General features: G+C 50.9%; 23 protein-coding genes and 1 pseudogene. 16 read left to right on the forward strand and 8 right to left on the reverse strand.

What is annotated here, in order from left to right; translation table 11 throughout:
* Positions 1–97: 97 nt before the first annotated feature.
* The 3 genes from fdnI to fdnG are packed head-to-tail and all read right to left on the reverse strand — an operon-like array spanning position 98 to position 4,694.
* Positions 98–751, reverse strand: a complete 654-nt coding sequence (gene fdnI, locus OGV98_RS08910) for a formate dehydrogenase-N subunit gamma (protein WP_046670732.1) — start codon at positions 749–751, stop codon at positions 98–100.
* Positions 744–1,631, reverse strand: coding sequence for a formate dehydrogenase subunit beta (fdxH, locus tag OGV98_RS08915; RefSeq protein WP_003020306.1), 888 nt, complete (start codon positions 1,629–1,631; stop codon positions 744–746). Before fdxH ends, fdnI begins: the two co-directional genes overlap by 8 nt.
* Positions 1,632–1,643: 12 nt before the next feature.
* Positions 1,644–4,694 carry a formate dehydrogenase-N subunit alpha gene (fdnG, locus tag OGV98_RS08920; RefSeq protein ID WP_210943539.1) on the reverse strand — a complete coding sequence of 1,017 codons (3,051 nt, stop codon included), beginning with the start codon at positions 4,692–4,694 and terminating at the stop codon, positions 1,644–1,646.
* Positions 4,695–4,869: 175 nt separating this feature from the next.
* Here fdnG and OGV98_RS08925 point away from each other — a divergent pair.
* The 6 genes and pseudogenes from OGV98_RS08925 to OGV98_RS08950 form a co-directional block, all read left to right on the forward strand.
* A pseudogene (locus tag OGV98_RS08925) lies at positions 4,870–5,045 on the forward strand (DUF4113 domain-containing protein); the annotation flags it as partial.
* A 176-nt stretch (positions 5,046–5,221) separates the two neighbouring features.
* Positions 5,222–5,821 (forward strand): reactive chlorine resistance membrane protein RclC, encoded by a 600-nt coding sequence (gene rclC, locus OGV98_RS08930; RefSeq protein WP_032939118.1) that lies wholly within the window; start codon positions 5,222–5,224, stop codon positions 5,819–5,821.
* A 34-nt stretch (positions 5,822–5,855) separates the two neighbouring features.
* Positions 5,856–6,314, forward strand: a complete 459-nt coding sequence (locus OGV98_RS08935) for a DUF302 domain-containing protein (protein WP_008322331.1) — start codon at positions 5,856–5,858, stop codon at positions 6,312–6,314.
* Positions 6,315–6,435: 121 nt separating this feature from the next.
* A complete protein-coding gene (locus tag OGV98_RS08940) occupies positions 6,436–6,711 on the forward strand; it encodes a metal/formaldehyde-sensitive transcriptional repressor (RefSeq protein ID WP_003020296.1) in 276 nt (91 codons plus the stop codon).
* A 32-nt stretch (positions 6,712–6,743) separates the two neighbouring features.
* A complete protein-coding gene (locus OGV98_RS08945; protein ID WP_003836086.1) occupies positions 6,744–7,862 on the forward strand; it encodes an S-(hydroxymethyl)glutathione dehydrogenase/class III alcohol dehydrogenase in 1,119 nt (372 codons plus the stop codon).
* 169 nt (positions 7,863–8,031) lie between these two features.
* Positions 8,032–9,720, forward strand: coding sequence for a methyl-accepting chemotaxis protein (locus tag OGV98_RS08950; protein WP_049000740.1), 1,689 nt, complete (start codon positions 8,032–8,034; stop codon positions 9,718–9,720).
* Positions 9,721–9,760: 40 nt separating this feature from the next.
* Here the strand turns inward: OGV98_RS08950 and pcaQ are convergent, their stop codons facing one another.
* The gene (gene pcaQ / locus OGV98_RS08955; protein ID WP_003020288.1) at positions 9,761–10,684 is read right to left on the reverse strand and encodes a pca operon transcription factor PcaQ; all 924 of its coding nucleotides are present in this window, start codon (positions 10,682–10,684) and stop codon (positions 9,761–9,763) included.
* Between the two features lie 231 nt (positions 10,685–10,915).
* Between pcaQ and OGV98_RS08960 the strand changes: the two genes are divergently transcribed.
* The 4 genes from OGV98_RS08960 (at position 10,916) to OGV98_RS08975 (ending at position 15,523) form a co-directional block, all read left to right on the forward strand.
* Positions 10,916–11,818, forward strand: a complete 903-nt coding sequence (locus tag OGV98_RS08960) for a manganese-dependent inorganic pyrophosphatase (RefSeq protein WP_279279221.1) — start codon at positions 10,916–10,918, stop codon at positions 11,816–11,818.
* A gap of 120 nt (positions 11,819–11,938) precedes the next feature.
* Entirely contained in the window at positions 11,939–13,282 is a 1,344-nt protein-coding gene (hglS, locus tag OGV98_RS08965; protein ID WP_003020282.1) for a 2-oxoadipate dioxygenase/decarboxylase HglS, read from the forward strand.
* Between the two features lie 193 nt (positions 13,283–13,475).
* Positions 13,476–15,131 carry a glucan biosynthesis protein D gene (locus OGV98_RS08970; protein ID WP_003836107.1) on the forward strand — a complete coding sequence of 552 codons (1,656 nt, stop codon included), beginning with the start codon at positions 13,476–13,478 and terminating at the stop codon, positions 15,129–15,131.
* A gap of 167 nt (positions 15,132–15,298) precedes the next feature.
* The gene (locus OGV98_RS08975; RefSeq protein WP_003020276.1) at positions 15,299–15,523 is read left to right on the forward strand and encodes an HP1242/YdcH family protein; all 225 of its coding nucleotides are present in this window, start codon (positions 15,299–15,301) and stop codon (positions 15,521–15,523) included.
* A gap of 66 nt (positions 15,524–15,589) precedes the next feature.
* On the opposite strand, the gene alr is transcribed toward OGV98_RS08975, so the two are convergent.
* Positions 15,590–16,816 (reverse strand): alanine racemase, encoded by a 1,227-nt coding sequence (gene alr / locus OGV98_RS08980; RefSeq protein ID WP_003020268.1) that lies wholly within the window; start codon positions 16,814–16,816, stop codon positions 15,590–15,592.
* 218 nt (positions 16,817–17,034) lie between these two features.
* Here alr and rimL point away from each other — a divergent pair, with 218 nt between their 5' ends.
* Positions 17,035–17,580 (forward strand): 50S ribosomal protein L7/L12-serine acetyltransferase, encoded by a 546-nt coding sequence (gene rimL, locus OGV98_RS08985; RefSeq protein WP_003836113.1) that lies wholly within the window; start codon positions 17,035–17,037, stop codon positions 17,578–17,580.
* Here rimL and ydcK read toward each other — a convergent pair.
* The gene (gene ydcK / locus OGV98_RS08990) at positions 17,572–18,552 is read right to left on the reverse strand and encodes a YdcK family protein (RefSeq protein ID WP_200014154.1); all 981 of its coding nucleotides are present in this window, start codon (positions 18,550–18,552) and stop codon (positions 17,572–17,574) included. The two genes, rimL and ydcK, sit on opposite strands and share 9 nt — an antisense overlap.
* A 113-nt stretch (positions 18,553–18,665) precedes the next feature.
* Between ydcK and tehA the strand changes: the two genes are divergently transcribed.
* From tehA to OGV98_RS09005, 3 genes are all read left to right on the forward strand, one after another.
* Positions 18,666–19,667 carry a dicarboxylate transporter/tellurite-resistance protein TehA gene (tehA, locus tag OGV98_RS08995; RefSeq protein ID WP_139935436.1) on the forward strand — a complete coding sequence of 334 codons (1,002 nt, stop codon included), beginning with the start codon at positions 18,666–18,668 and terminating at the stop codon, positions 19,665–19,667.
* Entirely contained in the window at positions 19,667–20,263 is a 597-nt protein-coding gene (gene tehB, locus OGV98_RS09000; protein WP_003836119.1) for a tellurite resistance methyltransferase TehB, read from the forward strand. The genes tehA and tehB overlap by 1 nt, the downstream gene beginning before the upstream one ends.
* 168 nt (positions 20,264–20,431) lie before the next feature.
* On the forward strand, positions 20,432–21,103 hold the full coding sequence (locus tag OGV98_RS09005) for a DUF3313 domain-containing protein (RefSeq protein WP_003020253.1): 672 nt from the start codon (positions 20,432–20,434) through the stop codon (positions 21,101–21,103).
* 37 nt (positions 21,104–21,140) lie between these two features.
* On the opposite strand, the gene OGV98_RS09010 is transcribed toward OGV98_RS09005, so the two are convergent.
* Positions 21,141–22,049, reverse strand: coding sequence for a DMT family transporter (locus OGV98_RS09010; protein WP_088902235.1), 909 nt, complete (start codon positions 22,047–22,049; stop codon positions 21,141–21,143).
* Positions 22,050–22,234: 185 nt separating this feature from the next.
* On the opposite strand from OGV98_RS09010, the gene OGV98_RS09015 reads away from it, so the two are divergent.
* On the forward strand, positions 22,235–23,104 hold the full coding sequence (locus tag OGV98_RS09015; RefSeq protein ID WP_003836123.1) for an AraC family transcriptional regulator: 870 nt from the start codon (positions 22,235–22,237) through the stop codon (positions 23,102–23,104).
* On the opposite strand, the gene OGV98_RS09020 is transcribed toward OGV98_RS09015, so the two are convergent.
* On the reverse strand, positions 23,087–24,253 hold the full coding sequence (locus tag OGV98_RS09020; protein WP_003020244.1) for a benzoate/H(+) symporter BenE family transporter: 1,167 nt from the start codon (positions 24,251–24,253) through the stop codon (positions 23,087–23,089). The two genes, OGV98_RS09015 and OGV98_RS09020, sit on opposite strands and share 18 nt — an antisense overlap.
* A gap of 104 nt (positions 24,254–24,357) precedes the next feature.
* Between OGV98_RS09020 and OGV98_RS09025 the strand changes: the two genes are divergently transcribed.
* Complete coding sequence (locus tag OGV98_RS09025; RefSeq protein ID WP_196005524.1) at positions 24,358–24,894, forward strand: helix-turn-helix domain-containing protein; 537 nt, start codon at positions 24,358–24,360, stop codon at positions 24,892–24,894.
* Positions 24,895–24,921: the final 27 nt, after the last annotated feature.

Genomic DNA, 24,921 nt, shown 5'->3' on the forward strand with positions numbered 1-24,921 from the left:
CCTTTTATTCGCCTGATAATCAGGTCTCGCAGCACCGCAGCATATCACTGGGCCATTGAGAGAATAAGACCGCTGAATAACAGCGGCCTTATTGCTTTTATTTAGACTCTAATTCCGATGCTTTTTCTTCAGTAAGTTCAACCTCACGATACCAGCGAGGATGGTGTTTCTTCGCCCAGCGTCGACTCACTTTCCCTTCGATCATACCTTTAATTGAACCTTTTACCCAAAACGCCATGTACATATGGATCAGAATGGCGTGGATCAGCACAATGGCTGCTGTCGCGTGGATTAACAAACTCCAACGAACAATGTTAATTGAGAAATAATGGGCAAAGTAGGGCCTCCAGATAATAACGCCGGTAATCAGTAATACCAGAATTAGACTCATGATGCTCCAGAACATCATTTTCTGCCCTGCGTTGTATTTCCCCACATCAGCGACTTTATGCTCATTGCCTTTAAGTACCTCAACGATCCCTTTAATCCAGGGAAGGTCCTGTTTATCGGGAATGTTGTGGTGTACAAAACGGACGAACATAAACATCAGCACGATGAAAATCATCACCCCGAAAAACGGATGTAGAATTCGCCCCATTTGCGGTGTACCGAAAGTTTCGGTGAGCCATTGCAACGTCGGGAAGAACAGCGCAATACCGGAAAGCGACACCAGGAAGAAGCTTATTACCACCGTCCAGTGACAAGCACGGTCGATGAATTTGGTGCGCAGAATCATTTTGCTTTTACTCATGACCGTTCTCCTCTTCATCATCATCCGTCTCTTTGTTTGGGCCGACTCCCACGTAGTGGTAAATCAGCCCGGCAAAGGTGGCGATAAATCCGGCGGCGGAGAGTGGTTTTAAAATCCCCTTCCAGAGGTTCACTGGTGCGGCGATTTTTGGCTCATCCGGCAGATTGTGGTACAGCGATGGTTGATCCGCGTGATGAAGTACATACATCACGTGGGTGCCGCCGACCCCTTGTGGGTTGTAGATGCCCGCATTGGCATAGCCGCGTTTTTTCAACTGCGCCACGCGAGTTTCCGCTACATTGAGCATCTCTTTTTTGGTGCCAAACTGGATAGCGCCGGTCGGACAAGTTTTCACGCAGGCCGGTTCCTGGCCCACGCTGACCCGGTCAACGCACAGCGTACATTTGTAGACCCGGTTATCTTCGGGATTAAGTCGCGGAATATTGAACGGGCAGCCAGCAATGCAGTAGCCACAGCCAATACAGTGCTCGGACTGAAAGTCGACAATCCCGTTGGCATACTGAATGATTGCTCCAGCGGATGGACAGGCTTTCAAACAGCCGGGATCGGCGCAGTGCATGCAGCCGTCTTTGCGGATCAGCCATTCCAGCTTGTCGTTCTGGGTGGTTTCGCTAAAGCGCATCACCGTCCAGGACTTAGCGCTGAGATCGGTCGGGTTGTCGTAGACGCCGTTGCAGTAGCCCACTTCATCGCGAATATCGTTCCACTCTGAGCAGGCGACCTGACAGCCTTTACAGCCAATACAGGTAGTGACATCAATTAATTTTGCCACTTCTGCACGGTAATCCCGCGCCTGGGGCGGCGGCGTGATGCTGTTCGTCGCCGAGCGTTTAATAATATCTTGTGATTGCATAGCCATGAGTTCCCTTCCTTACGCTCGCTCGATGTTGACCAGAAACGCTTTATACTCCGGTGTTTGCGAGTTCGCGTCACCCACCGATGGCGTTAACGTATTGGCGAGGAACCCTTTGCGTGTGGCGCCTTCAAAGCCCCAGTGACAAGGGATACCGATAGTATCGACCTGCTTACCATCGATCGTCAGCGTTTGCAGACGTTTGGTGACCACCGCCTTCGCTTTGATAAAGCCGCGTTTCGACATCACTTTCACCGTATCACCTGCCGCAATGCCTTTTTTGCTCGCCAGCGCCTCACCGATTTCGATGAATTGATCGGGTTGAGCAATGGCGTTGAGCAGCGCATGTTTGGTCCAGTGGCGGAACAGTTCGGTAATGGAGTAAGTTGTGGCGACGTACGGGAAGGCATCCGCTTTACCCATATTGGCGATATCGTCATGGTAGATACGCGCAACTGGGCTGGATACAACATCCGGGTGCAGCGGGTTGGTACCAATAGGCGACTCAATGGGTTCGTAATGTTCCGGGAATGGCCCGTCGTTCATTTTGTCGATGGAGAACAGACGCGCTACGCCTTCCGGATTCATGATAAACGGACCAACGTTGCTGCCCGGTGCGGCCTGGCCGTAGTCGGCTACGTCCATACCGGCCCATTTTTTGCCATTCCAATGCAGCAGGGTTCGTTTGGGATCCCACGGTTTTCCTGATGGATCGGCCGAAGCGCGATTGTAGAGAATACGGCGGTTGGCAGGCCATGACCACGCCCAGCCCGGTGTGCAGCCCAGACCATACGGATCGCTGTTGTCGCGATTGGCCATCTGGTTGCCTTGTTCTGTCCAGCTTCCGCAGTAGACCCAGCAGAAACTGCTGGTCGAGCCGTCATCGCGCAACTGTGCAAAGCTGCTGAGCTGCTGGCCTTTTTTGGCTATAAGCTGGCCTTTGTCATCATAAAGGTCTTCAAGCGCCTGGCCATTTGCTTCACGCGCAATCTCTTCTGGGTGTGGGTCGTAGGGATCTTTATAATTCCAGGCAATATTCAACAAGGGTTGCGGATTCGCTCCACCTTCCTGTTGATACAACTCGCGCAGCCGCATAAACAGGCGACCGAGGATCTTCCCGTCATGTAAGGCTTCACCTGGTGGTTCTGCCGCAGCCCAGTGCCACTGCAACCAACGCCCGGAGTTAGCGATTGAACCATTTTCTTCAGCAAAGCAGGAAGAGGGCAGACGGAAAACTTCGGTCTGAATATCTGCCGGGTTTACATCGTTCATCTCGCCATGATTTTGCCAAAAATTGGACGACTCAGTGACCAGCGGATCGATAACCACCATATATTTCAGTTTTGAAAGCGCGCGAGTTGATTTGTTTTTATCTGGAAACGCCGCCAGCGGATTGAAGCCCTGAACGATGTAACCATTAATCTTCCCTTCGAGCATCAATTCAGCCTGGGTCATTACGTCATACAGGCGATCCCATTTAGGTAGCCAGTCGTAGCCCCAGTTATTTTCCACTGTTGCATTGTCGCCCCAGAAACTTTTCATCATGCTAACAAAGAACTTCGGCGTATTTTGCCAGTAATTGACCTCATTCACGCCTAGCGCAGGCGGCGTGATTTGCGAAATATAGGTCTGGTAGTCTGGCTGTTTTTCCGACGGCAGCGGCATATAGCCCGGCAGGTTCGTCGACAACAAGCCAAGATCGGTATAGCCCTGAATATTGGAGTGGCCACGTAAGGCGTTAACGCCACCGCCCGCCATGCCTATATTGCCCAGTAGCAACTGGAGCATAGCGGCGGCGCGGATAATCTGTGCCCCGGCGGAGTGGTGTGTCCAACCCAACGCATACAGAATAGTAGCGGTGCGGTCAGGCACGCTGGCGCTGGCGAGAATTTCGCAGATACGATTGAAATCTGCCACTGAGGTCCCACACAACCGGTTAACCATTTCTGGCGTATAGCGGTCGACGTGGGCTTTCAGCAAATTCCACACGCAGCGTGGATGAGACAATGTTTCATCACGCAGGGCATTACCCTGTTCGTCAAGCTGATAGAACCAGCTCGATTTATCGTACTGGCGCTTTTTATCGTCATAGCCACTGAACAAGCCGTCGTCGAACTGATAGTCATCACGGATAATCAGGCTGGCGTTGGTGTAATGGCGCACATAGTCGTGCTGCACCTGGTTGTTTTCGAGCAGATAACGGATTACACCGAGCAGGAATGCGGTGTCGGAACCCGCGCGTATTGGCGCATACAGATCGGCGACGGCGGCGCTACGGTTAAAACGCGGGTCGACTACCACCACGGTGGCGTCGTTTTTAGTTTGCGCTTCGACTACCCATTTAAAGCCTACCGGATGTGCCTCAGCGGCATTACCGCCCATAATAAGCACTACGTTGGCATTTTTAATATCGACCCAGTTGTTGGTCATCGCACCACGTCCAAACGTTGGTGCAAGAGCAGCAACGGTGGGGCCATGACATAACCGTGCTTGACAGTCGATAGCGACCATACCTAGTCCGCGAGCAAATTTACCGTCGAGGATCCCGGTTTCATTACTTGCCGCTGAGGAGCATAGCATGCCCGTGGTGGACCATCGGTTGACGGTAACGCCCTGGGCATTTTTCTCAATAAAGTTGGCATCGCGGTCATCTTTCATAAGTCGGGCAATACGATTAATCGCATCATCCCAGCTAATACGCTGCCATTTATCCGAACCCGGTGCGCGATATTCGGGATACTGCAGACGGGTTTCACTATGAATATAATCCAGCACGCCAGCGCCTTTAGGGCACAACGATCCACGGCTCACCGGATGATCCGGATCGCCCTCAATATGGTAGATACTTTCTTTGACGTTTTTGGCTGTATCGCCAAGGCTGTACATCAGCATGCCGCAGCCTACTGAGCAGTACGTACAGTTATTACGTGTCTCTTTTGCTTTTAAGAGTTTGTATTGACGGGTTTCCGCGTGAACGGAAAAAGATGATAAGAATCCGAGAGATGCAACAGTTGTTCCTGCCATACCGCCCGCGCAGATTCGAAAGAACTGCCTCCGGCTGAGCTCCATTTTTTTCTCCAGCTTAAACTTAAGACATGAAAAAGTATGGTTATTGTAAGGTTAAATTGTTTTATAAACCATTAACTTTTAGTGGTTATTGACGTGGGAGCATATTAATGCTGTAAGCCTGGGGTATGGATTGGTAAAAATTGATCATGTTAGGTTGGTTGCCGATACGTACGGTGAACTGAATCTTTTTGACGACAACCTAACGCCGCGGCGTAACAGCGATAAACTGATGGAGGTATCTGGGAAAAGGGTAAAGGAACGCTCTACTTTGCCGGACAAGGGATACAGCAACCGTGGGCGATGAAGAGAGACATGCTTTCACCACGTTATACAATGAGTTGCTGCAAGTAGTTTGATAGCCAAACTGAAAAACAAGGAGTTCATTCCACTCAACCGAACTTATCCATAGTCTATATTTTGACCTATCCAGACGATCAAACAAAAATTATAGATTCCTGAACATATAGGCATATAAATAACAAGGTTATAAAGGTCGTGATTTCTACAACACAGGACCTCTGGATATGATGGATAAACTATACCAATATGTTTCAACGAAAGAAAACGTGGGAATAAATCTTTGTCGCATTTCTATTGCCATTGTATTTATGTGGATAGGATTGTTGAAGTTCATTCCCTATGAAGCAGATAGCATCGTTCCTTTTGTAGCTAATAGCCCATTTATGTCTTTCTTTTATAACGATCCGAGTAATTATACTCAGTTTATGAACCATGAGGGCGAATTAATAGAGGCTAACCGCGCATGGCATCATGCGAATAATACTTATGGGTACTCTACCGGACTTGGTATTGTTGAAGTCATTTTTTCATTATTAATTCTTGCTCATTATGTGTCACCAAAAATCGGCTTTTGGGGGGCAACACTTGCCTTCTTAACTCCTTTTGTCACTTTGACATTCCTGATATTTACACCAGAAACATGGGTAAGTGGCCAGGATTCTCACACTGGGTTTCCCTATCTTTCTGGCGCCGGGCGACTGGTCTTAAAAGACACGATAATGATGGCTGCGGGTCTTATTGCGATGGTGCATTCTGCCAAATGTATCCTTGCACAGAATCAGCACGAGAGAGATTATACCGGCAAAGTATCCGCTGGTCTTAGATAGCTTTCCAGACTATCGTTAAATTAAGGATGTTGTGATGCTTCGGTCTCTAAAAAATATATTTATTACAGCTGCACTGTATCTGCTTATGACGGTAACCAGTCATGCTGCCAACACCGGGAATACTATGATCAAAACGTATAGTACTTATAATTACCAGCAGACCAGAGAGCATCTCATTGCTGCCATTGAGAGTAATAATCTTGTTTTTTTTGGAGAATTTGATCATGCGAAAGAGGCTAAAAATGCTGGACTAACCATGTTACCCACAACCGTCATTATTTTTGGCAATCCTAAAGGTGGCACATCATTAATGCAGGCATATCCTGATATGGCGCTCGATCTTCCCTTTAGAGTATTGATTCGGGAAGAGTCGGATGGACGTGTAGTCGTTGGATATCATCCGGTTGAGATATTACAGACTTATGGACCAGATACTGCGGCAATTCAACCCTTAAAAAATCTGGAAAAATTAGTTCAGAAAGCCATTCAGTGACCTGGCGACCAGGGCTCATCTGACGAGGCCTGGTCGTCACCCCCTCATTAAATAGCTGTTAGTTTTTTACAATTACATAAAAATTCTGATAGTATACCCCCCTATAGTATATGGAGGGCGTATGCCGCATTCACCCGAAGATAAAAAACGCATTCTCACTCGTGTACGCCGTATTCGCGGTCAGGTTGATGCGCTTGAGCGCGCACTGGAATCTGGCGAACCATGCCTGTCGATCCTGCAACAAATTGCCGCCGTACGCGGCGCATCCAATGGTCTGATGGGCGAAATGGTTGAGATCCACCTGAAAGATGAACTGGTCAGTGGGGAGACAACACCAGACCAGCGAGCTGTGCGCATGGCTGAGATCGGCCATCTTCTGCGTGCTTATCTAAAATAACACCATCACCTTGCAATAATGGGAAGAGACAAATGAAATCACGTGCAGCAGTTGCATTTGGCCCCGGCCAACCGTTAAAAATTGTTGAAATTGACGTCGCACCACCAAAGAAAGGTGAAGTGCTGGTTAAAATTACCCACACCGGCGTGTGCCATACTGATGCTTTTACCCTCTCAGGCGACGATCCGGAAGGCGTGTTCCCGGCGGTACTGGGCCATGAAGGCGGCGGCATTGTGGTTGAAGTGGGGGAAGGCGTCACCAGCCTGAAACCGGGCGATCATGTGATCCCGCTGTACACCGCAGAGTGCGGCGAGTGCAAGTTCTGTAAATCGGGTAAAACTAACTTGTGTCAGGCCGTGCGGGCGACACAGGGCAAAGGTCTGATGCCTGATGGCACAACGCGCTTCTCGTATAACGGCGAGCCGATTTATCACTATATGGGCACCAGTACCTTCAGCGAATATACCGTTTGCGCAGAGATCTCGCTGGCGAAGGTTAACGCGCAGGCTCCGCTGGATAAAGTGTGTCTGCTGGGATGTGGCGTGACCACCGGTATCGGAGCGGTCCATAACACCGCGAAAGTGAAGGAAGGCGATACCGTAGCCGTATTTGGTCTGGGCGGTATTGGCCTGGCGGTGATTCAGGGCGCGGTGCAGGCAAAAGCCGGGCGTATTCTGGCTGTTGATACCAATCCGGAGAAATTCAAATTGGCTGGTGAAATGGGCGCGACCGATTTCATCAACCCGAACGATTACGATAAGCCGGTGCAGGACGTGATTGTTGAGCTCACCGACGGTGGCGTGGACTTTAGCTTTGAGTGTATCGGCAACGTTAACGTGATGCGTGCGGCGCTGGAGTGTTGCCATAAAGGGTGGGGCGAAAGCATCATCATTGGGGTGGCGGGTGCCGGTCAGGAGATCAAAACACGTCCGTTCCAGTTAGTAACCGGTCGCGTGTGGCGCGGTTCCGCGTTTGGCGGCGTAAAAGGGCGCACTCAGTTGCCGGGTATGGTCGAAGAAGCAATGAGCGGAAAAATTCAGTTAGATCCGTTTATTACGCATCGCCTGCCTCTGGAGCAGATTAACGAAGCGTTCGATTTAATGCATCAGGGTAAATCCATCCGTACCGTTATCCATTTTGGTGATAACTGATTCATTGGCCAGCGGATTTCACCGCTGGCACTTTCCTGAATTTTTTAGAATTATGTTGTGAAAGTGTGACGAATCCGGCGCTTTTCACGGTAAGTAAACTTCCCGGATTGCCGATGACTATCTAACGGGCGTGTTTTCACGCATAAACCCTACAAGAGAGTCGACGGTCATGGACAACACTACATCGATGCAAGCCCTGCATAAACTGGGCTTTCTGCATCAAATCCGGCTGGTTCCGCTGTTTTCCTCCATTCTCGGTGGCATCCTTCTGCTATTCGCCTTAAGTTCCGGGCTGGCAGGTTATTTTCTTATGCAGGCCGATCGCGATCAGCGCGATGTAACCGATGAGATTCAGGTCCGGATGGGGTTATCTAACAGCTCTAACCACTTACGCACCGCGCGCATCAACATGATCCATGCTGGTGCGGCGAGCCGTATTGCTGAAATGGATGACATGAAGGCCAATATTGCCGAGGCAGAAAAACGTATTAAGCAATCGCAGGACGGTTTCAATACTTATATGGCTCGTGCGGTGAAAACTACTGCCGGAGAGGCGTTAGACGCTGAACTGAGCGCCAATTTCAAAGCCTATATTGATGGCTTACAGCCTATGCTCAAGTACGCTAAAAACGGCATGTTCGAAGCAATCATCAACCATGAAAATGAACAGGCCAGACCGCTGGACTCTGCTTACAACAAGGTATTGTTAAAGGCGATCGATATTCGTACCGCCAGGGCGAATCATTTAAGCGAACAGGCGCACCAACGTACACAGCTTGGCATGGCGTTTATGCTGGGGGCATTCGTTCTTGCGCTGGCACTGACCGTGATGACGTTTATTGTTCTGCGCCGTACCGTTATTCATCCTCTGTTACGTGCGGCCCAGCGCATTGAGCAAATTTCAGAAGGGGACCTGACAATGCCAGAGGAACCAACCGGGCGCAGCGAAATTGGGCGCCTGAGCCGTCATCTGCAGACAATGCAACGGTCGCTGGCGAAAACAGTGGGCACGGTACGTCAGGGCGCGGAAGAAATCTACCGCGGTACCAGTGAGATTTCGGCGGGTAATACCGATCTGTCTTCACGTACCGAACAACAGGCCGCGGCGATTGAACAAACGGCGGCCAGCATGGAAGAGCTGACGGCTACGGTGAAGCAAAACGCCGACAACGCGCATCATGCGAGTACGCTGGCGGAAGATGCGTCCGGCAAGGCCAGCCGGGGCGGTCAGATGGTCTCTGGTGTGGTGAAAACCATGGGCAATATCTCAACCAGCTCGAAGAAAATCTCTGAAATTACCGCCGTTATTAACAGCATTGCCTTCCAGACCAATATCCTGGCGCTGAACGCGGCGGTTGAGGCGGCGCGGGCAGGAGAGCAGGGGCGTGGGTTTGCAGTGGTGGCTAGTGAGGTGCGTACGCTGGCAAGCCGCAGCGCCCAGGCGGCAAAAGAGATAGAAGGATTGATCAGCGAATCAGTCCGACTGATTGACCAGGGTTCCGGAGAAGTGGTCGCTGCGGGCAATACGATGACAGATATTGTCGATGCGGTAAAACGCGTGACCGACATTATGTTGGAAATTGCGGCGGCCTCTGATGAACAAAGCCGGGGCATCGTCCAGGTAAGCCAGGCGATTTCAGAGATGGATAAGGTCACACAGCAAAACGCCTCATTGGTTGAAGAAGCATCGGCTGCTGCGGCCTCTCTTGAAGAGCAGGCCGCACGCTTAACGGAAGCCGTCGGCACATTCCGTTTAACCGGGACAAGCGCAATTAAACGCGTTCCGGTAACTACTACGCCGGGTCATTCACATCCGCAGGCGGCAACGGCCAGCGGCGATAATTGGGAAACGTTTTAATCATCAATAAAGGGACCATCTGGTCCCTTTATTTTTGGCATCAAAATGGTACGGTTTTGCGTATTGCGGCGATAAGGATCTGCGCGGCCTGAGAGAGTTGCACATCGACACGAGTAAGAATCCCGATGGGTTCACCCGCCCCGTGGGTAGGTATCGGCAACGATACCAGCGTCGCCTGGCGTAAATCCTCTCTAACCGCACCTGAAGGGACAAACCATACATAGTCGTAATCAACCGTCAGTTGGCGGGAAAGCGATGCTGAAAGTGTTTCAATGCAGCCTGGCGGCATTTTACAGCCCTGACTTTGCAACAATGCTTCTGCGTGCTGGCGAGGCGCGGTTCCTTTTGGCGAAACCACCACCGGCCACTCCATTACCCGACTTAACGTGATGGTTTCCTGCAACAACGGGTGGTTAGGGCGCACGACCAGTTTAAGTGATTCCAGAAACAACAATTCATAATTCAGACCGACCATTAATTCCGGATCGGCCATGCGACCAATGCCGAGATCAATTTCTCCGGACTTTAAACCCGCCAGGATCATTGGGTTACTCATGGTGGCAACCTGCAGCGTGGTCTCCATTTGCTGCTTGTGGAAAGGACCAATTACCGCAGGCAGAATGCCCAGTGCCGCGGTGGGTAAGGCCCCAATCCGTACGACATCAGTCTGCGATTCTTCGCGCTGATTTAACGCTTGCCCGGCAGTGTTGAGCGCATCCAGCACTCTTACCGCGTGGGTAAGAAACTGCTCTCCTGGCAGCGTTAACTGCGCGCCAAGGCGGCCACGCTCAAAGAGCCGGGTCCCGGTCAGTTGCTCCAGTTCATTTAGCGTTTTGGAGAGAGCCGGTTGACTCAGGTTAAGGGTCTCAGCCGCGCGCCCCAACGTTCCCTGCTGTGCAACGGCGACAAAAGTATGAAGATGGCGCAAGCGAATGCGCTGATTGAACAGAACATTTTTTTCCATAAGCGATGTTAAAAACAGAGCCGTATCGGTGACAAGTAAAGTTGTTTGTTTTTGATAACCTGATAGCAAAATATTATTAACATTTATCATGTTTTACTTACAACTGATTTATTTTGCTTATGTTTTGTACAGCGTTGCTGGGTGGTGGGATCATGGAAGGGAGTATGTTCAGTCGTTATACTTTGGTTATTGTTTACTTTTGAACGATTTCTCTTCACAAGGCACTGATGAATGATACATGTAATAGGGCACCTTAATCCCGATAGCGATGCCATCTGCACCGCCGCAATGACGGCTCGTTGGCTTAGCTTACGTGGCCAGCAGGCGACGGCATGGCGTTTGGGCGAGCCTAACCGCGAAACGCAGTTTATCTTTGAGCATGCGGGGCTGACGATGCCTGAACGGTTGACGTTTGAACTGACCGATCGTGATGTCTGGCTGGTCGATTTCACCGAGCCTGCCCAGGGGCCGGAATCGTTGACAGAAAGTAACGTGGTGGGAATTATCGATCATCACCGACTTGGTGGGTTAGTCACCCGTCTGCCACCGGAAGTGTGGGTGAAGCCCGTCGGCAGTAGCGCAACCCTGCTGTGGCAACTGATGACGGAAGATGAACGCAACCAGTTATCTTCCGCTGAGGCTATTTTACTGTTCGGCGCCGTATTGAGTGACACTGTAACGCTTCGTTCACCAACGACCACCACTGACGATCGCCTGGCGGTTGATGCGCTGGCCCAAAAAACCGGAGTGGATCTTGACGCTTTCAGTCGCGACCTGCTGTCAGCCAAAACAAGCGTGGAAGGGATGAGCGCCCGCGAACTTTTGCAGAAAGACATTAAAACCTTCACCATCCATGGACATTCAGTCTGTGTAGCTCAGCTTGAACTGTATGCGCTGCAACAGGTGGATGCGGTGCTGGACGATCTCCGTCAGGAAATGGCGCGCTATGCAGAGGAAAAGAATGCTGCGTTGGTCGTGCTGATGCTCACCGACATCAATCAGGGTGACACCAGCCTGTGGTTTGCTGGAGCAGAACTTTCAGACATCCCGCAACCCTGCAAGGTAGAAGGTATGCTTAGCCGTAAAAAACAGATGCTCCCCTGGCTGGAAAGTCATTTGAAACCCCGTCAGTAGGTACTGTTCATCGTTTATATGGGTGGGAAGTTTACGCGGGGTCACACTTTGTAAATTCTTCCCACCGGAGTCAGCGGTGTTTTCTACACTCCAGGTAATATTCACTGGAGGCATGACATTATGGCGAACACCATCACGGCAGATGAGATTCGGGAACAATTTTCGCAGGCAATGTCAGCAATGTACCAGCAGGAAGTCCCGCAATACGGCACGTTGCTGGAACTTGTCGCTGATGTGAATCTGGCGGTACTGGAAAATAATCCGACGCTGCATGAAAAACTGGCGAATGCGGATGAACTGGCCCGGCTAAACGTTGAGCGCCATGGCGCTATTCGAGTGGGGACCGCGCAGGAGCTTTCTACGCTGCGCCGAATGTTTGCCGTTATGGGCATGTATCCGGTGAGTTATTACGATCTCTCCCAGGCAGGCGTCCCCGTACATTCCACAGCCTTTCGTCCCATCGACGATGCCTCGCTATCGCGCAACCCGTTTCGGGTATTCACCTCGTTATTACGGCTCGAACTAATCGAAAACGCCGCGCTGCGGCAAAAAGCCGCTGAGATCCTCGCGAAACGCGATATTTTCACTCGCCGTTGTCACGAGCTGCTGGATGAATTTGATGCGCAGGGCAGTTTTACATCTGAACAGGCGCAAGAGTTTGTGCATGAAGCGCTGGAAACATTCCGCTGGCATCAGCACGCCACGGTCGATGAAGAGACCTATCACGCATTGCATAACGAACACCGGCTGATTGCTGATGTAGTGTGTTTCCCCGGTTGCCATATCAACCACCTGACGCCGCGTACGCTGGATATCGACCGGGTGCAGTCGATGATGCCGGAATGCGGCATTGAACCGAAAATACTGATTGAAGGGCCGCCACGCCGCGAGGTGCCCATTTTATTACGTCAGACGAGTTTCAAAGCGCTGGAAGAACCGGTGTTGTTTGCCGGTGAAATGCGCGGCACTCACACGGCACGTTTCGGTGAAATCGAACAGCGCGGTGTGGCCCTGACGCCGAAAGGCAGAGCGTTATACGACGAATTGCTGAATAAAGCGGGAACGGGGAAAGACAATCTGACGCACCAGTTACATCTTCAGGAGGTGTTCAAGGCGTTCCCGGACAGTGAGTTTCTGCTGCGCCAGCAGGGACTCGCCTGGTTTCGTTATCGGCTGACGCCATCAGGCGAAGCGCATCGCCAGGCAATCCGTCCGGATGACGACCCGCAACCGCTCATTGAGCGAGGGTGGCTGGTTGCGCAACCCATCACCTACGAAGATTTTTTACCGGTGAGCGCCGCAGGGATTTTCCAGTCCAATCTGGGGAATGAAACGCAGGCTCGCAGCCACGGGAATTCCAGCCGCGACGCGTTTGAACAGGCGCTGGGTTGCGCGGTTTATGATGAGTTTGCGCTGTATCAGGAAGCGCAGGAGCGAAGTAAACGTCGGTGTGGTTTACTTTAATGGAATTTACATGGGATTCGGTCTGTTCCCATCGACATAAAATATTTTCGATTTTGTACAGATAATCGGCGACCAACAATTGGATTATTAATGAATTTTGTCTAGAGTGAGCGGTCAGAAATGTGCACTCTCTTGCCGCTGATTTTGACCGGCGCGGGACCATTTACACGACCAGAAGGACTCACTTTCAGGCATGAATCGCAGACGATTTATTAAAGGTTCAATGGCAATGGCCGCCGTGTGCGGAACCAGTGGTATTGCATCACTCTTTTCCCGCGCCGCCTTTGCGGCAGAGTCTGACATTGCAGACGGAAAAACCGTACGTTTTGATTTTTCCGTTCTGCAATCGATGGCCCATGACTTAGCACAGAAACCCTGGGGCGGCGCACCGCGCGCGTTACCGGACACGCTGGCGAAACTGACGCCGCAGGCCTATAACAGCATTCAATATGACGCAGAGCAGTCTCTGTGGAACAACGTTGAAAATCGTCAGCTTGATGCGCAGTTCTTCCACGTGGGAATGGGTTTTCGTCGCCGTGTACGCATGTTCTCGGTTGATGGCAGTACGCATATGGCGCGTGAAATTCACTTCCGTCCGGAACTGTTTAAATATAACGATGCGGGCGTGGATACCAAACAGCTGGAAGGGCAGACTGACCTCGGATTTGCCGGGTTCCGTGTTTTTAAAGCGCCAGAACTGGCCCGCCGCGATGTCGTTTCTTTCTTGGGTGCCAGCTATTTCCGCGCCGTGGATGACACCTATCAGTACGGTTTATCGGCCCGCGGTCTGGCGGTAGATACCTACACCGACAGCAAAGAAGAATTTCCTGATTTCACCTCTTTCTGGTTCGAGACGGTTAAACCGGGCGCAACCTCCTTTACCGTGTATGCACTTCTCGACAGCCCAAGCGTAACCGGTGCATTCAAGTTCGTGATCCACTGCGAGAAAACGCAGGTGATTATGGATGTGCAAAACCACATCTATGCGCGCAAAGACATCAAGCAGCTCGGCATTGCGCCGATGACCAGCATGTTCAGCTGCGGTAACAATGAGCGTCGGATGTGCGACACTATTCACCCGCAAATTCATGACTCCGATCGTCTGGCGATGTGGCGGGGCAATGGCGAGTGGATCTGCCGCCCGCTGAATAACCCGCAAAAGCTGCAGTTCAACGCCTATACCGATAACAACCCGAAAGGGTTTGGCTTGCTGCAACTCGATCGCGACTTCTCCCATTACCAGGACATCATGGGCTGGTATAACAAGCGTCCAAGCCTGTGGGTCGAACCGCGCAACCAGTGGGGCAAGGGGACCATCGGCCTGATGGAGATCCCGACGACCGGCGAAACGCTGGATAACGTTGTCTGCTTCTGGCAGCCTGAGAAGAAGATCAAAGCCGGCGATGAGCTGGAATTCAAATATCGCCTGTACTGGAGCGCTCAGCCACCGGTGCGTTCACCGCTGGCTCGTGTGATGGCGACCCGGACAGGCATGGGCGGTTTTCCGGAAGGATGGGCACCGGGCGAGCACTACCCGGAAAAATGGGCGCGCCGTTTTGCCGTTGATTTTGTTGGTGGCGATCTAAAAGCTGCTGCGCCGAAAGGCATTGAACCGGTGATTACGCTCTCAAGCGGTGAAGCGAAACAGATTGAGATCCTCTACGTGGAACCAATCGACGGTTATCGCATACAGTTTGACTGGTATCCGACCTCTGACTCAACCGATCCGGTAGATATGCGTATGTTCCTGCGTTGTCAGGGTGACGCCATCAGCGAAACCTGGCTGTATCAGTACTTCCCACCAGCGCCGGATAAACGTCAGTACGTTGACGACCGCGAGATGCGTTAATCACTCTCTTTACGGCTCTCCTGATGGGGAGCCGTATCTGCATTCATCCTCATAACGACTCTGTACACAATTTACTCGATCCTGTTCGCATTTTTCTGTATGGCAAATGGGTACTCTGTGAGTGTGTATTTCTTATACACGTTCTTGTCCACTAACAGGGAGAAAGTATGTTTCCAGAATACAGAGACCTTATTTCCCGACTGAAATCCGAGAACCCTCGCTTTCTGTCCTTATTCGAAAAACACAACAGCCTTGATCATGAGATCTCCAGACTGGAAGGTTCGGATGGTCGGGGGTATAGCTTGGACATTGTTCGTCTTAAGAAACAGAAACTCCACCTGAAGGAAGATTTGCTCAAAATTTTGCAAAGAGAGAGTGTCAGTGAGAGCTAAGTAGAATGGCGCTTGCTGTGTAAAAGGGCTTCCAGCGAGAAAAGGAAGCCCTTCCTGTTTTAGGTGTTAATCGACCATCACGCGTTTGTTCGTCGCCCCCCAGAGGATCGACATTTCAGTGAACAGCGCGCCGCTAATTTCTTCGACTTCTTCTGCGCTAACCTGCGCATTTCCCTGTTTACCGAACAGCACCACTTCATCGCCAGATGCAACCTGCGGTAAATCGGTCACATCGACGATCACGGTATTCATGGATGTTTTACCCAGTACCGGAACCCGCTGGCCGCGGATCAGCACGTGTCCCGCGTTACTGAATACACGGCGATAACCATCGGCATAACCTGTCGGGATATTGGCCAGAACGGAATCACGTTTAAGGGTATAGGTTCTGTCATATCCGACGGTGTTTCCTTTGGGGTAATGGTTTACCGACGCGATGGCGGATTTAAATGTCATGACGCGTTTGTATTCGGTGCTGGCGATGGTATCGCCATAAAAAATACCGCCAACACGAACCATGTCGAGCCAGGATTCTGGAACGGTCAGGGTGGCGAACGTATTCGCGACATGCAGGGTGACATCTTCGCGCTTAAGCCCGGTAATTTTCAGTACCTGGGCCGATTGCGTGTTGAAACGGGCCAGATCGCGTCTAACCACCGCAGCATCTTCTTCCGGGAAATGCGACATGATGCCAACAATTTTCAGGCCGGGTAATGCGGAAATGGCGCGGGCTTCTTCCAGACCTGCAGCGGTACTGACTTCCAGACCGTTACGCGACATACCGCCAGAGTTCAGTGCCAGATGAATACGAATGATTTTACCTTTCTCCTGAGCAATGGCACTCAGACGCTTAGCCATATCCAGATTACCGATCAGCTCTTCGGTATCGAAGTCCGCTGCCTGGCGCATCTCTTTTTCCGTCGCGTTGCGAACGCGCATGAGCTGTGATGTATAGCCTGACTGGCGAACGGTTCTAATCTCCTCATTGCTGGCGATGCCAATACATTGCACGCCGTTTTGCATCATCACCGGTGTTACCAGTGAGAGATCGTGGCCATACGCGTCTCCTTTAAGAATGGCGCACATCCGGGTTTTATCTGCCAGCAGTTGCTGAACTTTATGAATGTTATATTCCAGTGCGCTACGGGAAATTTCCAGCGTGGTATTATCCACGACCTGTTGCTGATTGACTGCAAAGGGAACGGGGCCTGCTTGAGTGGAGGAAACGGGTTGGTGACAGGCGGTAATCAGTAAAAGCGGAATAAGTGCTAAACGACCCAAAGGTGCTGCCATGCTTGCTCCTTAGCAATAAAGTGAAAGTGTTATTGTCATCATTACGGTCTATCCATGAGGGGATACCCGGATCACCAGAGTAACGGGTTCCACGCCAGAGATTCTTTCTAAGTGATTGCTGTTACAGCATAAAAATAAGACCTCCCCGACTCTAAACAGAGTAATATCGGCTACTGCCAGTCAGAAATGCCCCGTTTACGATTGTAAAGGAGATAAACATGTCAGAAATAATTATCGTTAGTGACGCGCTGGAACTGCGTGCCGTCGAAGAACAACACGTCACCCCTCTGCATCAGTTGGTGCTTAAAAATAAAGTCTGGCTCCAGCAGTCGCTGAACTGGCCGCAGTTTGTGACTTCTGTGGAGGACACCCGCAAGAATGTGCAGGGCAATATGATGTTGCATCAGCGCGGCTACGCCAAAATGTTCCTTATTTTCGAACAAGGGGAGGTGGCTGGCGTTATCTCGTTTAACCAGATAGAGCCTCTGAACAGAGCCGCTTATATAGGTTATTGGCTGGACGAAGATCACCAGGGCAAAGGTATTCTGTCTCAGGCGTTACAGGCATTGATTCAGCATTATGCGCAGCGCCAGGAGATTCGCCGCTTCGTGATTAAATGTCGTGTAGATAACGTCAAGAGCAACCAGGTGGCGTTGCGCAATGGCTTCCAACTGGAAGGATGCTTACGACAAGCGGAGTTCCTCAATGGCGATTACTATGATGTGAATCTCTATGCCCGCATCATTGATGACTCCTCAGAATAAACCGGCGATAGGGGTGCGCGTAATACGTTGTTCGCCGTTGATCACTTTTGGCCCGCGCAGATGGATCGCATCGCCATCAAAGGCTTCAACTTGGGCCTGACCGGTTATCTCAATATGATGCTCGATCAGCACTTCACCCAGAATACAGGCGTGGCCTTCAATCAGGATGTGCCCATCCAGCAGAATTGGGCCGCCGCGTAATTTTGCATGCCCACCGACCAGCACATGGTGCTTCAGCACACAATTACCTTCAACCTCCGCGTGTTCCGCCACCTGCGAGCTATAGCGCAGGGTAGGAATGGCGTCTTCATCAGTTCCGGCGATGACACGCGCATGTCCATAGACTTTAGCGCAATCGCAGATCCAGACATTATTCTCTTCGTTACCTTCTACCCGTGCAAAATCAAAAACTTCAGCCCGATGTTCTATAAAGGCATAGTTGATAATCGCATCACCATAGATCTGCACCTGATGCACCACGCGTGAATTGCTGACTATCGCTCGATCGTAAATTTGCAGGAGCTGGTCGTTTTCACGAGTAAGTCCTTTGGCGGCGATAATTTCAGAGTCACACACAATGCGCGCATCACCGCAGAGAAGGCACTCACCGCGAACAACTGAATCCTGAATGGTGACGTTGTCACGTATTTGCGCGTTTTGGCTGATTTCTGCTCGGTCAATCCAGGCGGCATCGCCAATCTGCGCGCCATCTCTGACCACGCTTGCCTGTGTAATACGGGCATTTCCGGATATCGTCGCGCCGGAAAACGCGAGCGCATTCTCATCGTAAATCCAGCAATCGCCACTTTGCGATAGCACGCTTTCATCATCAATCCAGCCACCGGGCGTACCGGCTTTGACATCATTAAAATCAATGAGCGCAATTATCTGGCGTAGTAATACGCTCTTTTTATTGCCATTATCCTGGTAACTAAAGGCGCGAGGTTCATCGCCCAGACGATATTTGGTCATAGCTCATTTCCATGTTGCGCACCTTAGTTAAACGTAGCAAAGTTTTCCGTACTGGCTAAATTCGTGGAAATTCCATAAAATGCATTTCAAATATACTTTAAAAAATAAACAAAATGAGCAAGAGCAAGCAAAGTGAGCGAGTCCTCAATCTTCCGGCCGGTTATTTTGGCATGGTACTGGGCATCATCGGGATGGGGTTCGCGTGGCGATATGCCAGCCAGGTATGGCCTGTAAGCCACTGGATTGGCGACGGTTTAGTGATCCTTGCGATGGTCATCTGGGGATTGTTGACGCTGGCCTTTATTAGTCGTTTACTGCGTTTTCCTCATAGCGTACTGGCGGAAATTCGTCATCCGGTGATGAGCAGTTTTGTCAGTCTGTTTCCGGCTACAACGATGCTGGTCGCGATTGGTTTTGTCCCGTGGTATCGACCGCTGGCGATTGTGTTGTTCACCATCGGCGTGGTGATACAGCTGGCGTACGCAGCCTGGCAAACGGCTGGATTATGGCGTGGCGAGCACCCGGAAGAGGCCACCACACCGGGTCTGTATCTGCCAACCGTTGCCAATAACTTTATCAGCGCCATGGCCTGTGGTGCGCTTGGCTTCAACGATGCCGGGTTGGTGTTTTTGGGCGCAGGGGTATTTTCCTGGCTCAGCCTCGAGCCGGTTATTCTGCAGCGTTTACGAAGCTGCGGCGAGTTGCCGACGGTTTTACGGACTTCACTTGGTATACAGTTGGCACCCGCGCTGGTCGCCTGTAGCGCGTGGCTTAGTGTGAACGGTGGCGAGGGAGATACGTTAGCCAAAATGCTGTTCGGCTATGGTCTGCTGCAACTTCTGTTTATGCTACGCCTGATGCCGTGGTATTTGTCACAGCCGTTTAATGCGTCTTTCTGGAGCTTCTCGTTCGGCGTGTCGGCACTGGCGACTACGGGGCTGCATTTAGGGCACGGCAGCGAGTCAGGTTTTTTTCATACGCTGGCGATCCCGCTGTTTATTTTTACCAATTTTATCATTGCGCTATTACTGATACGTACGTTTGCATTGCTGATGCAGGGAAAACTGCTTATTCGCACCGAACGTGCTGCATTACTGAAATCTGAGGATAAATAATGATCCGTTGTGACGAAAACTACTTTACTGAGAAATATGATTTGACCCGCACGCATTCCGATGTTGTCGACGCGGCAAAAATTGTTGCCCCAGGCAAAACGTTAGATCTGGGCTGCGGGAATGGCCGTAACAGTCTGTACCTGGCGGCCAACGGTTATGACGTTACCGCATGGGACAAGAATCCGATGAGCATCGCCAATCTGGAACGCATTAAAAACGCGGAAGGGCTGACTAATCTGCACGCTGAGGTGGCGGATCTCAATGCGCTAAACTTTGACGGTGAATACGATTTTATTCTTTCTACCGTGGTGATGATGTTCCTGGACGCGAAAACCATCCCGGGCCTGATTGAAAATATGCAGCGCTGCACCAACCCAGGTGGGTATAACCTGATCGTCGCGGCAATGGATACCGATGATTTTCCGTGCACCGTTGGGTTCCCGTTTGCGTTTAAAACAGGGGAGTTACGCCGTTACTACACAGGTTGGGATCTGCTGAAATATAACGAAGACGTAGGTGAGCTTCATCGTACGGATGAGCACGGCAACCGAATTAAACTACGCTTTGCAACAATGCTGGCGCGTAAAACGGTCTGACCTGCCCATTTGTGATAACTCTTTCTACGTTCAGCATTTTTTTCGTGCTGAATATTAAGAAAACGTTAAGATAAAATTGTGCGGGCCTTACCATTTTTAGTTCATCCAAAATGATTTCCTTTTGCTATTATTTCAGATGCATATCTGCAAATACTAAGGGATCGTTCCATGCGTGCTCAAACTTTATTTAAAGTTGCAGTGCTTACGGGTTTACTGGCGTTATCAGGCTGTGCTTCAAAAATAACGCAGCCTGATAAATATTCAGGTTTTTTAAAAGATTACTCCGGCCTGAAGGAAACAAAATCTGCAACCGGACAGCCGGTGCTGCGTTGGGTTGATCCCAACTTTAATGAGTCTAAATACGATAACATCGTTTATAACCCGATCACGTATTATCCGGTTCCTAAACCAACCACCCAGGTCGGTCAGCAGGTTCTTGATAAGCTGTTGAGCTATACCAATACCCAAATGAAAACTGCCCTGGCAAAACGTAAACCGCTGGTTACGACGCCAGGCTCGCGCAGTCTGATTTTCCGCGGGGCAATCACCGGTGTTGCTACCAGCAAAGAAGGGCTGCAGTTCTATGAAGTGGTCCCGGTTGCACTGCTCGTTGCGGGTACGCAAATGGCGACGGGGCACCGTACCATGGACACGCACCTCTTTTTCGAAGGTGAGTTGATTGATGCGGCAACCAATAAACCTGTCATTAAAGTTGTACGTCAGGGTGAAGGCAAAGACCTGAACAACGAAAGTACGCCGATGGCGTTCGAAACGTTGAAGAAAGTTGTTGATGACATGGCGACTGATGCTTCCATGTTTGACGTAAATAAAAAACAATAATAACGAAGAACGCACCATCCCTGGATGGTGCGTTTTTTTATGCCGCCCGGCGACGATATACGAGTTTACCCATCAGCGTTTCTGGTCGGGCAAACATCACCAGATTCCCCAGCAAAATCAATACTAATCCCACAATCGCATTAACCTGCCAGACATACCCTTCATACAACGTAGACAGCGTTAGCGCCACCAGTGGAAAAAGCAGTGTACTGTATGCCGCTTTACTGGGACCAATGCGTCCGACCAGCGTGAAATAGGCGCCGAAGGCGATTACCGAACCAAAAATAGCCAGATACAACAGCGCACTGAGATAACTGAAGGTCCAATGTGGCGTGAAGCTGTCGCCGCGCACCAGCGCAATGGTAGCAATCAACACGGTGCCGTACAGCATCGCCCAACTGTTGGTGGTCATCACCTCGAGACCTTTTTTCTGATGACGCAGACTTATCATATTGCCCAGTGAGAAACCAAAAGTGCCGAGGGCGCTTAAACCAATCCCCAGCAGCAGCGAGTGATTCAACCCGCTGTTGACCAAATCCTGCCAGAACAAGGTGACGATACCTGTCAGCCCCAGCCCGGCGGCAACATAAAAGCGTCCTGGTGGTTTTTGACCAAAAAACAGGTAGCTATTAACCGCATTGAACAGGACCGCCATCGAGAAAATGACGGATTCAAGACCGGTATTGATCCACGCAGCGGCAGTGTAAAAACACCAGAAGTTAAAGCAAAAAACGCATCCACCTTGTAACAGACAAAACAGATGGTCGCGTCCGGAAAGCTTACGCAATTTCCCGCTGATCAGCAGGATGGCTATCATCACGGTGCTGGCGATGGCAAAGCGCCAGAAGATGGAAACTGGCGCCGCAACCGGGCCTTGTTGCAGGTAAATCGCAATCCATGTCGTTCCCCAAATCACCACCACCAGGCAGTACAACAGTCCGTTCATACAACTCTCTCTTTTTGGTCTTCAGGCGCACACTGTGCCACGTCGGGTAGCAGGGGGCTTTCATCGGCTTGCGGTGGACTTGCAAAATCTTGCGCTTTTTTTAGTGTAAAGGTGAAAAGGAAGCTGTTAACGATATGTAGCTGATATAGACTGAAAGCCTGCTAACTTATTTTGAATGTGATGGTATGTCTCAGCCCTACGGTGCCTTTGAAAACTTACGCAAACACAATGCCGTGCTGCATGAATCAGTTGCGTTACATTCGGGGATCCAACTGGCTGCCTGGTCAAACAAGCGCGACACCATTACCCAGTATTGCGATCACCACACGCTCAGTTTATACATCGCGGATGGCTACGAGAGTTATCACAAAACGGCGGGAGGCTGGAAGAATGGCGGCGGACCGGATCGTTTTTGCCTGATGCCAAAAGAGAGTGAATCCAGTTGGGATATTCGCGACGATCTTTCCTTTGTTCATCTCTATTGTACCGACGCTCACCTGCGCGAAGTGGGTGAAAAAGTCTGGGACAAAAGCCCTTATAGCTTCACGCTGGACGAGCATACTTTTGGCAGCGACCCGGGGATCACGGCGGTTTACCGTCAGTTTTTGCTTGGTAACGACTGGCTGCAACCCGCTAATCACCTCACACTTAGCGCGGCATCTTCACTACTGTTAACGCATCTGATCCAGCATTACAGCAACGTTCAATGGCGACTTCCCGTTGTCACCGGAGGACTTGCGCCTGCCACCTTGCGCAACGTGCTGGCCTATATTGAAGCACATCTGGCGTATCCCATAACGTTGAGCGATCTGGCTGGTGAGGCAGCGCTAAGCGAATTCCATTTTGCCAGAATGTTTCGCCAGTCGATGAATATGGCGCCGCATCAGTACGTCATGCAACGCCGTATGGCGCTGGCGCAGCAACTGGTCTGTTATTCATCACGCAGCCTGTCGGATATTGCAATGGCCTGCGGATTTAGCTCGGCGAGTCATTTCAGTAACCGGTTTAAACAAGTGACAGGTAAAACACCAACGCAGCTACGCGCGGCGAAATAACGTCAACACTGCGTAGCAAATACCGCCGACAACCAGCCCCCAGAATGCAGACCCAATGCCAAATACCGTCAGACCACTGGCCGTAACCAGAAAAGTCACGATGGCGGCATCGCGTTCAGCTTCATTATGTAAGGCTTGATATAAACTACCGCTAATCGTGCCGAGTAATGCAAGACCAGCAAGCATCTGGATCCAGCTTACGGGCAGGGCTGCCATCAGTCCTGTAACCGAACCGCCAAACACCCCAGCCAGAAGATAGAAGACGCCTGCTGCCGCTGCGGCGAGCCAGCGCCGATTTGCATCCGGATGCGCTTCAGGACTTTGGCAAATTGCGGCGGTTATGGCGGCGATGCAGATGGAATAGACGCCAAAAGGTGAAAATAGCAGCGCCAGTAGACCCGTAAAAACAATCAGAGGGGAAACGGGTAACGAATATCCTGATGCTTTCATGGTCGCAATACCGGGGGCATTTTGCGAAGCCATAGTGACCAGAAATAACGGTAGTGCAATGCTGATACTGTGGGCTAATGAAAAGTGCGGGGTAATAAACGCTGGGATAACCGGTGACAGATTAACATCATTAGTGACAATGTCACCTTTCATCAAGGCGATGGCAATACCCACTAACATCGCAGCGATAACGGCATATCTTGGGGCAATAACTTTTAGCACCAGCCATGCCACCAGCATACTACCGCACAAAATAAGCTCACTGTTCAGGCTATTAAATGCCTGCAAACCAAAACGCAGTAAGATCCCAGCCAACATGGCTGATGCCAGCGAATGGGGAATGATTTTCATCAGGCGGGCAAACAGTCCGGTTACGCCGCACAGCACAATCAGCGCGTTAGCCACGATAAAAACGCCGATGGCATCCTGAATAGATACACCGTGCAGGCCCGTCACCAGCAGCGCGGCACCGGGCGTTGACCATGCGGTAAGTACAGGAGCGCGATACCACAATGTCAGCACCAGCGTACTGACCCCCATTGCTAACCCCAGTGCGGTCATCCAGCCTGCAATTTGCCCGGTAGTCGCACCTGCGGCGAGTGCCGCTTGCCAGATAATGGCCGCCGAACTGGCATAGCCAACCAGGACCGCCACAAAACCCGATAATACAGTGGGCAGGGGGATGGAGAATGCACGCATATTCACTCCGTGTGCGTTATAACGGTCAATCACTGTAGCACTGTGCGTTATAGCGTACAAGTGCTAAACTGTAGCCCCGAGTAAGGAGAGCGACGAAGGAGAAAATGGACAACTTAACCCACTATCTGGCCACAACGCTCAGGACATTACGTCACCAGCGGGAATGGAGTCTTTCGCGTCTGGCGGAGGAAACTGGCGTCTCAAAAGCGATGCTGGGGCAGATTGAACGTAATGAATCCAGTCCAACGGTGGCGATATTGTGGAAAATTGCCACTGGGCTGAACGTCCCGTTTTCAACGTTTATTTCACCACCAGAGTCAGACGGCACGCTAACATTCGATCCCCAGCAGCAGGCAATGGTCGTCACGCCGTTGTTCCCGTGGGATCCCCAACTGTGCTTCGATCATTTTTCGATACTATTGGCGCCCGGCGCGCTCAGTGAATCTACTCCGCATGAGACCGGCGTAATAGAGCACGTGGTGGTGATTAATGGTCTGCTGGATATGTGTATTGAGGGGCAGTGGCGCACCCTTAAATCTGGTGAGGGTGTCCGTTTCGCCGGAGATATGGCACACAGTTACCGTAACAGCAGCGAACAAACGGTGCACTTTCATTCGCTGATCCATTACCCGCGCAGTTAATCGGGAAAACTATTCCGAAAAGCTGCG

The sequence above is a fragment of the Citrobacter sp. Cf136 genome (assembly GCF_030333815.1).
Classification (GTDB): Bacteria; Pseudomonadota; Gammaproteobacteria; order Enterobacterales; family Enterobacteriaceae; genus Citrobacter; species Citrobacter freundii.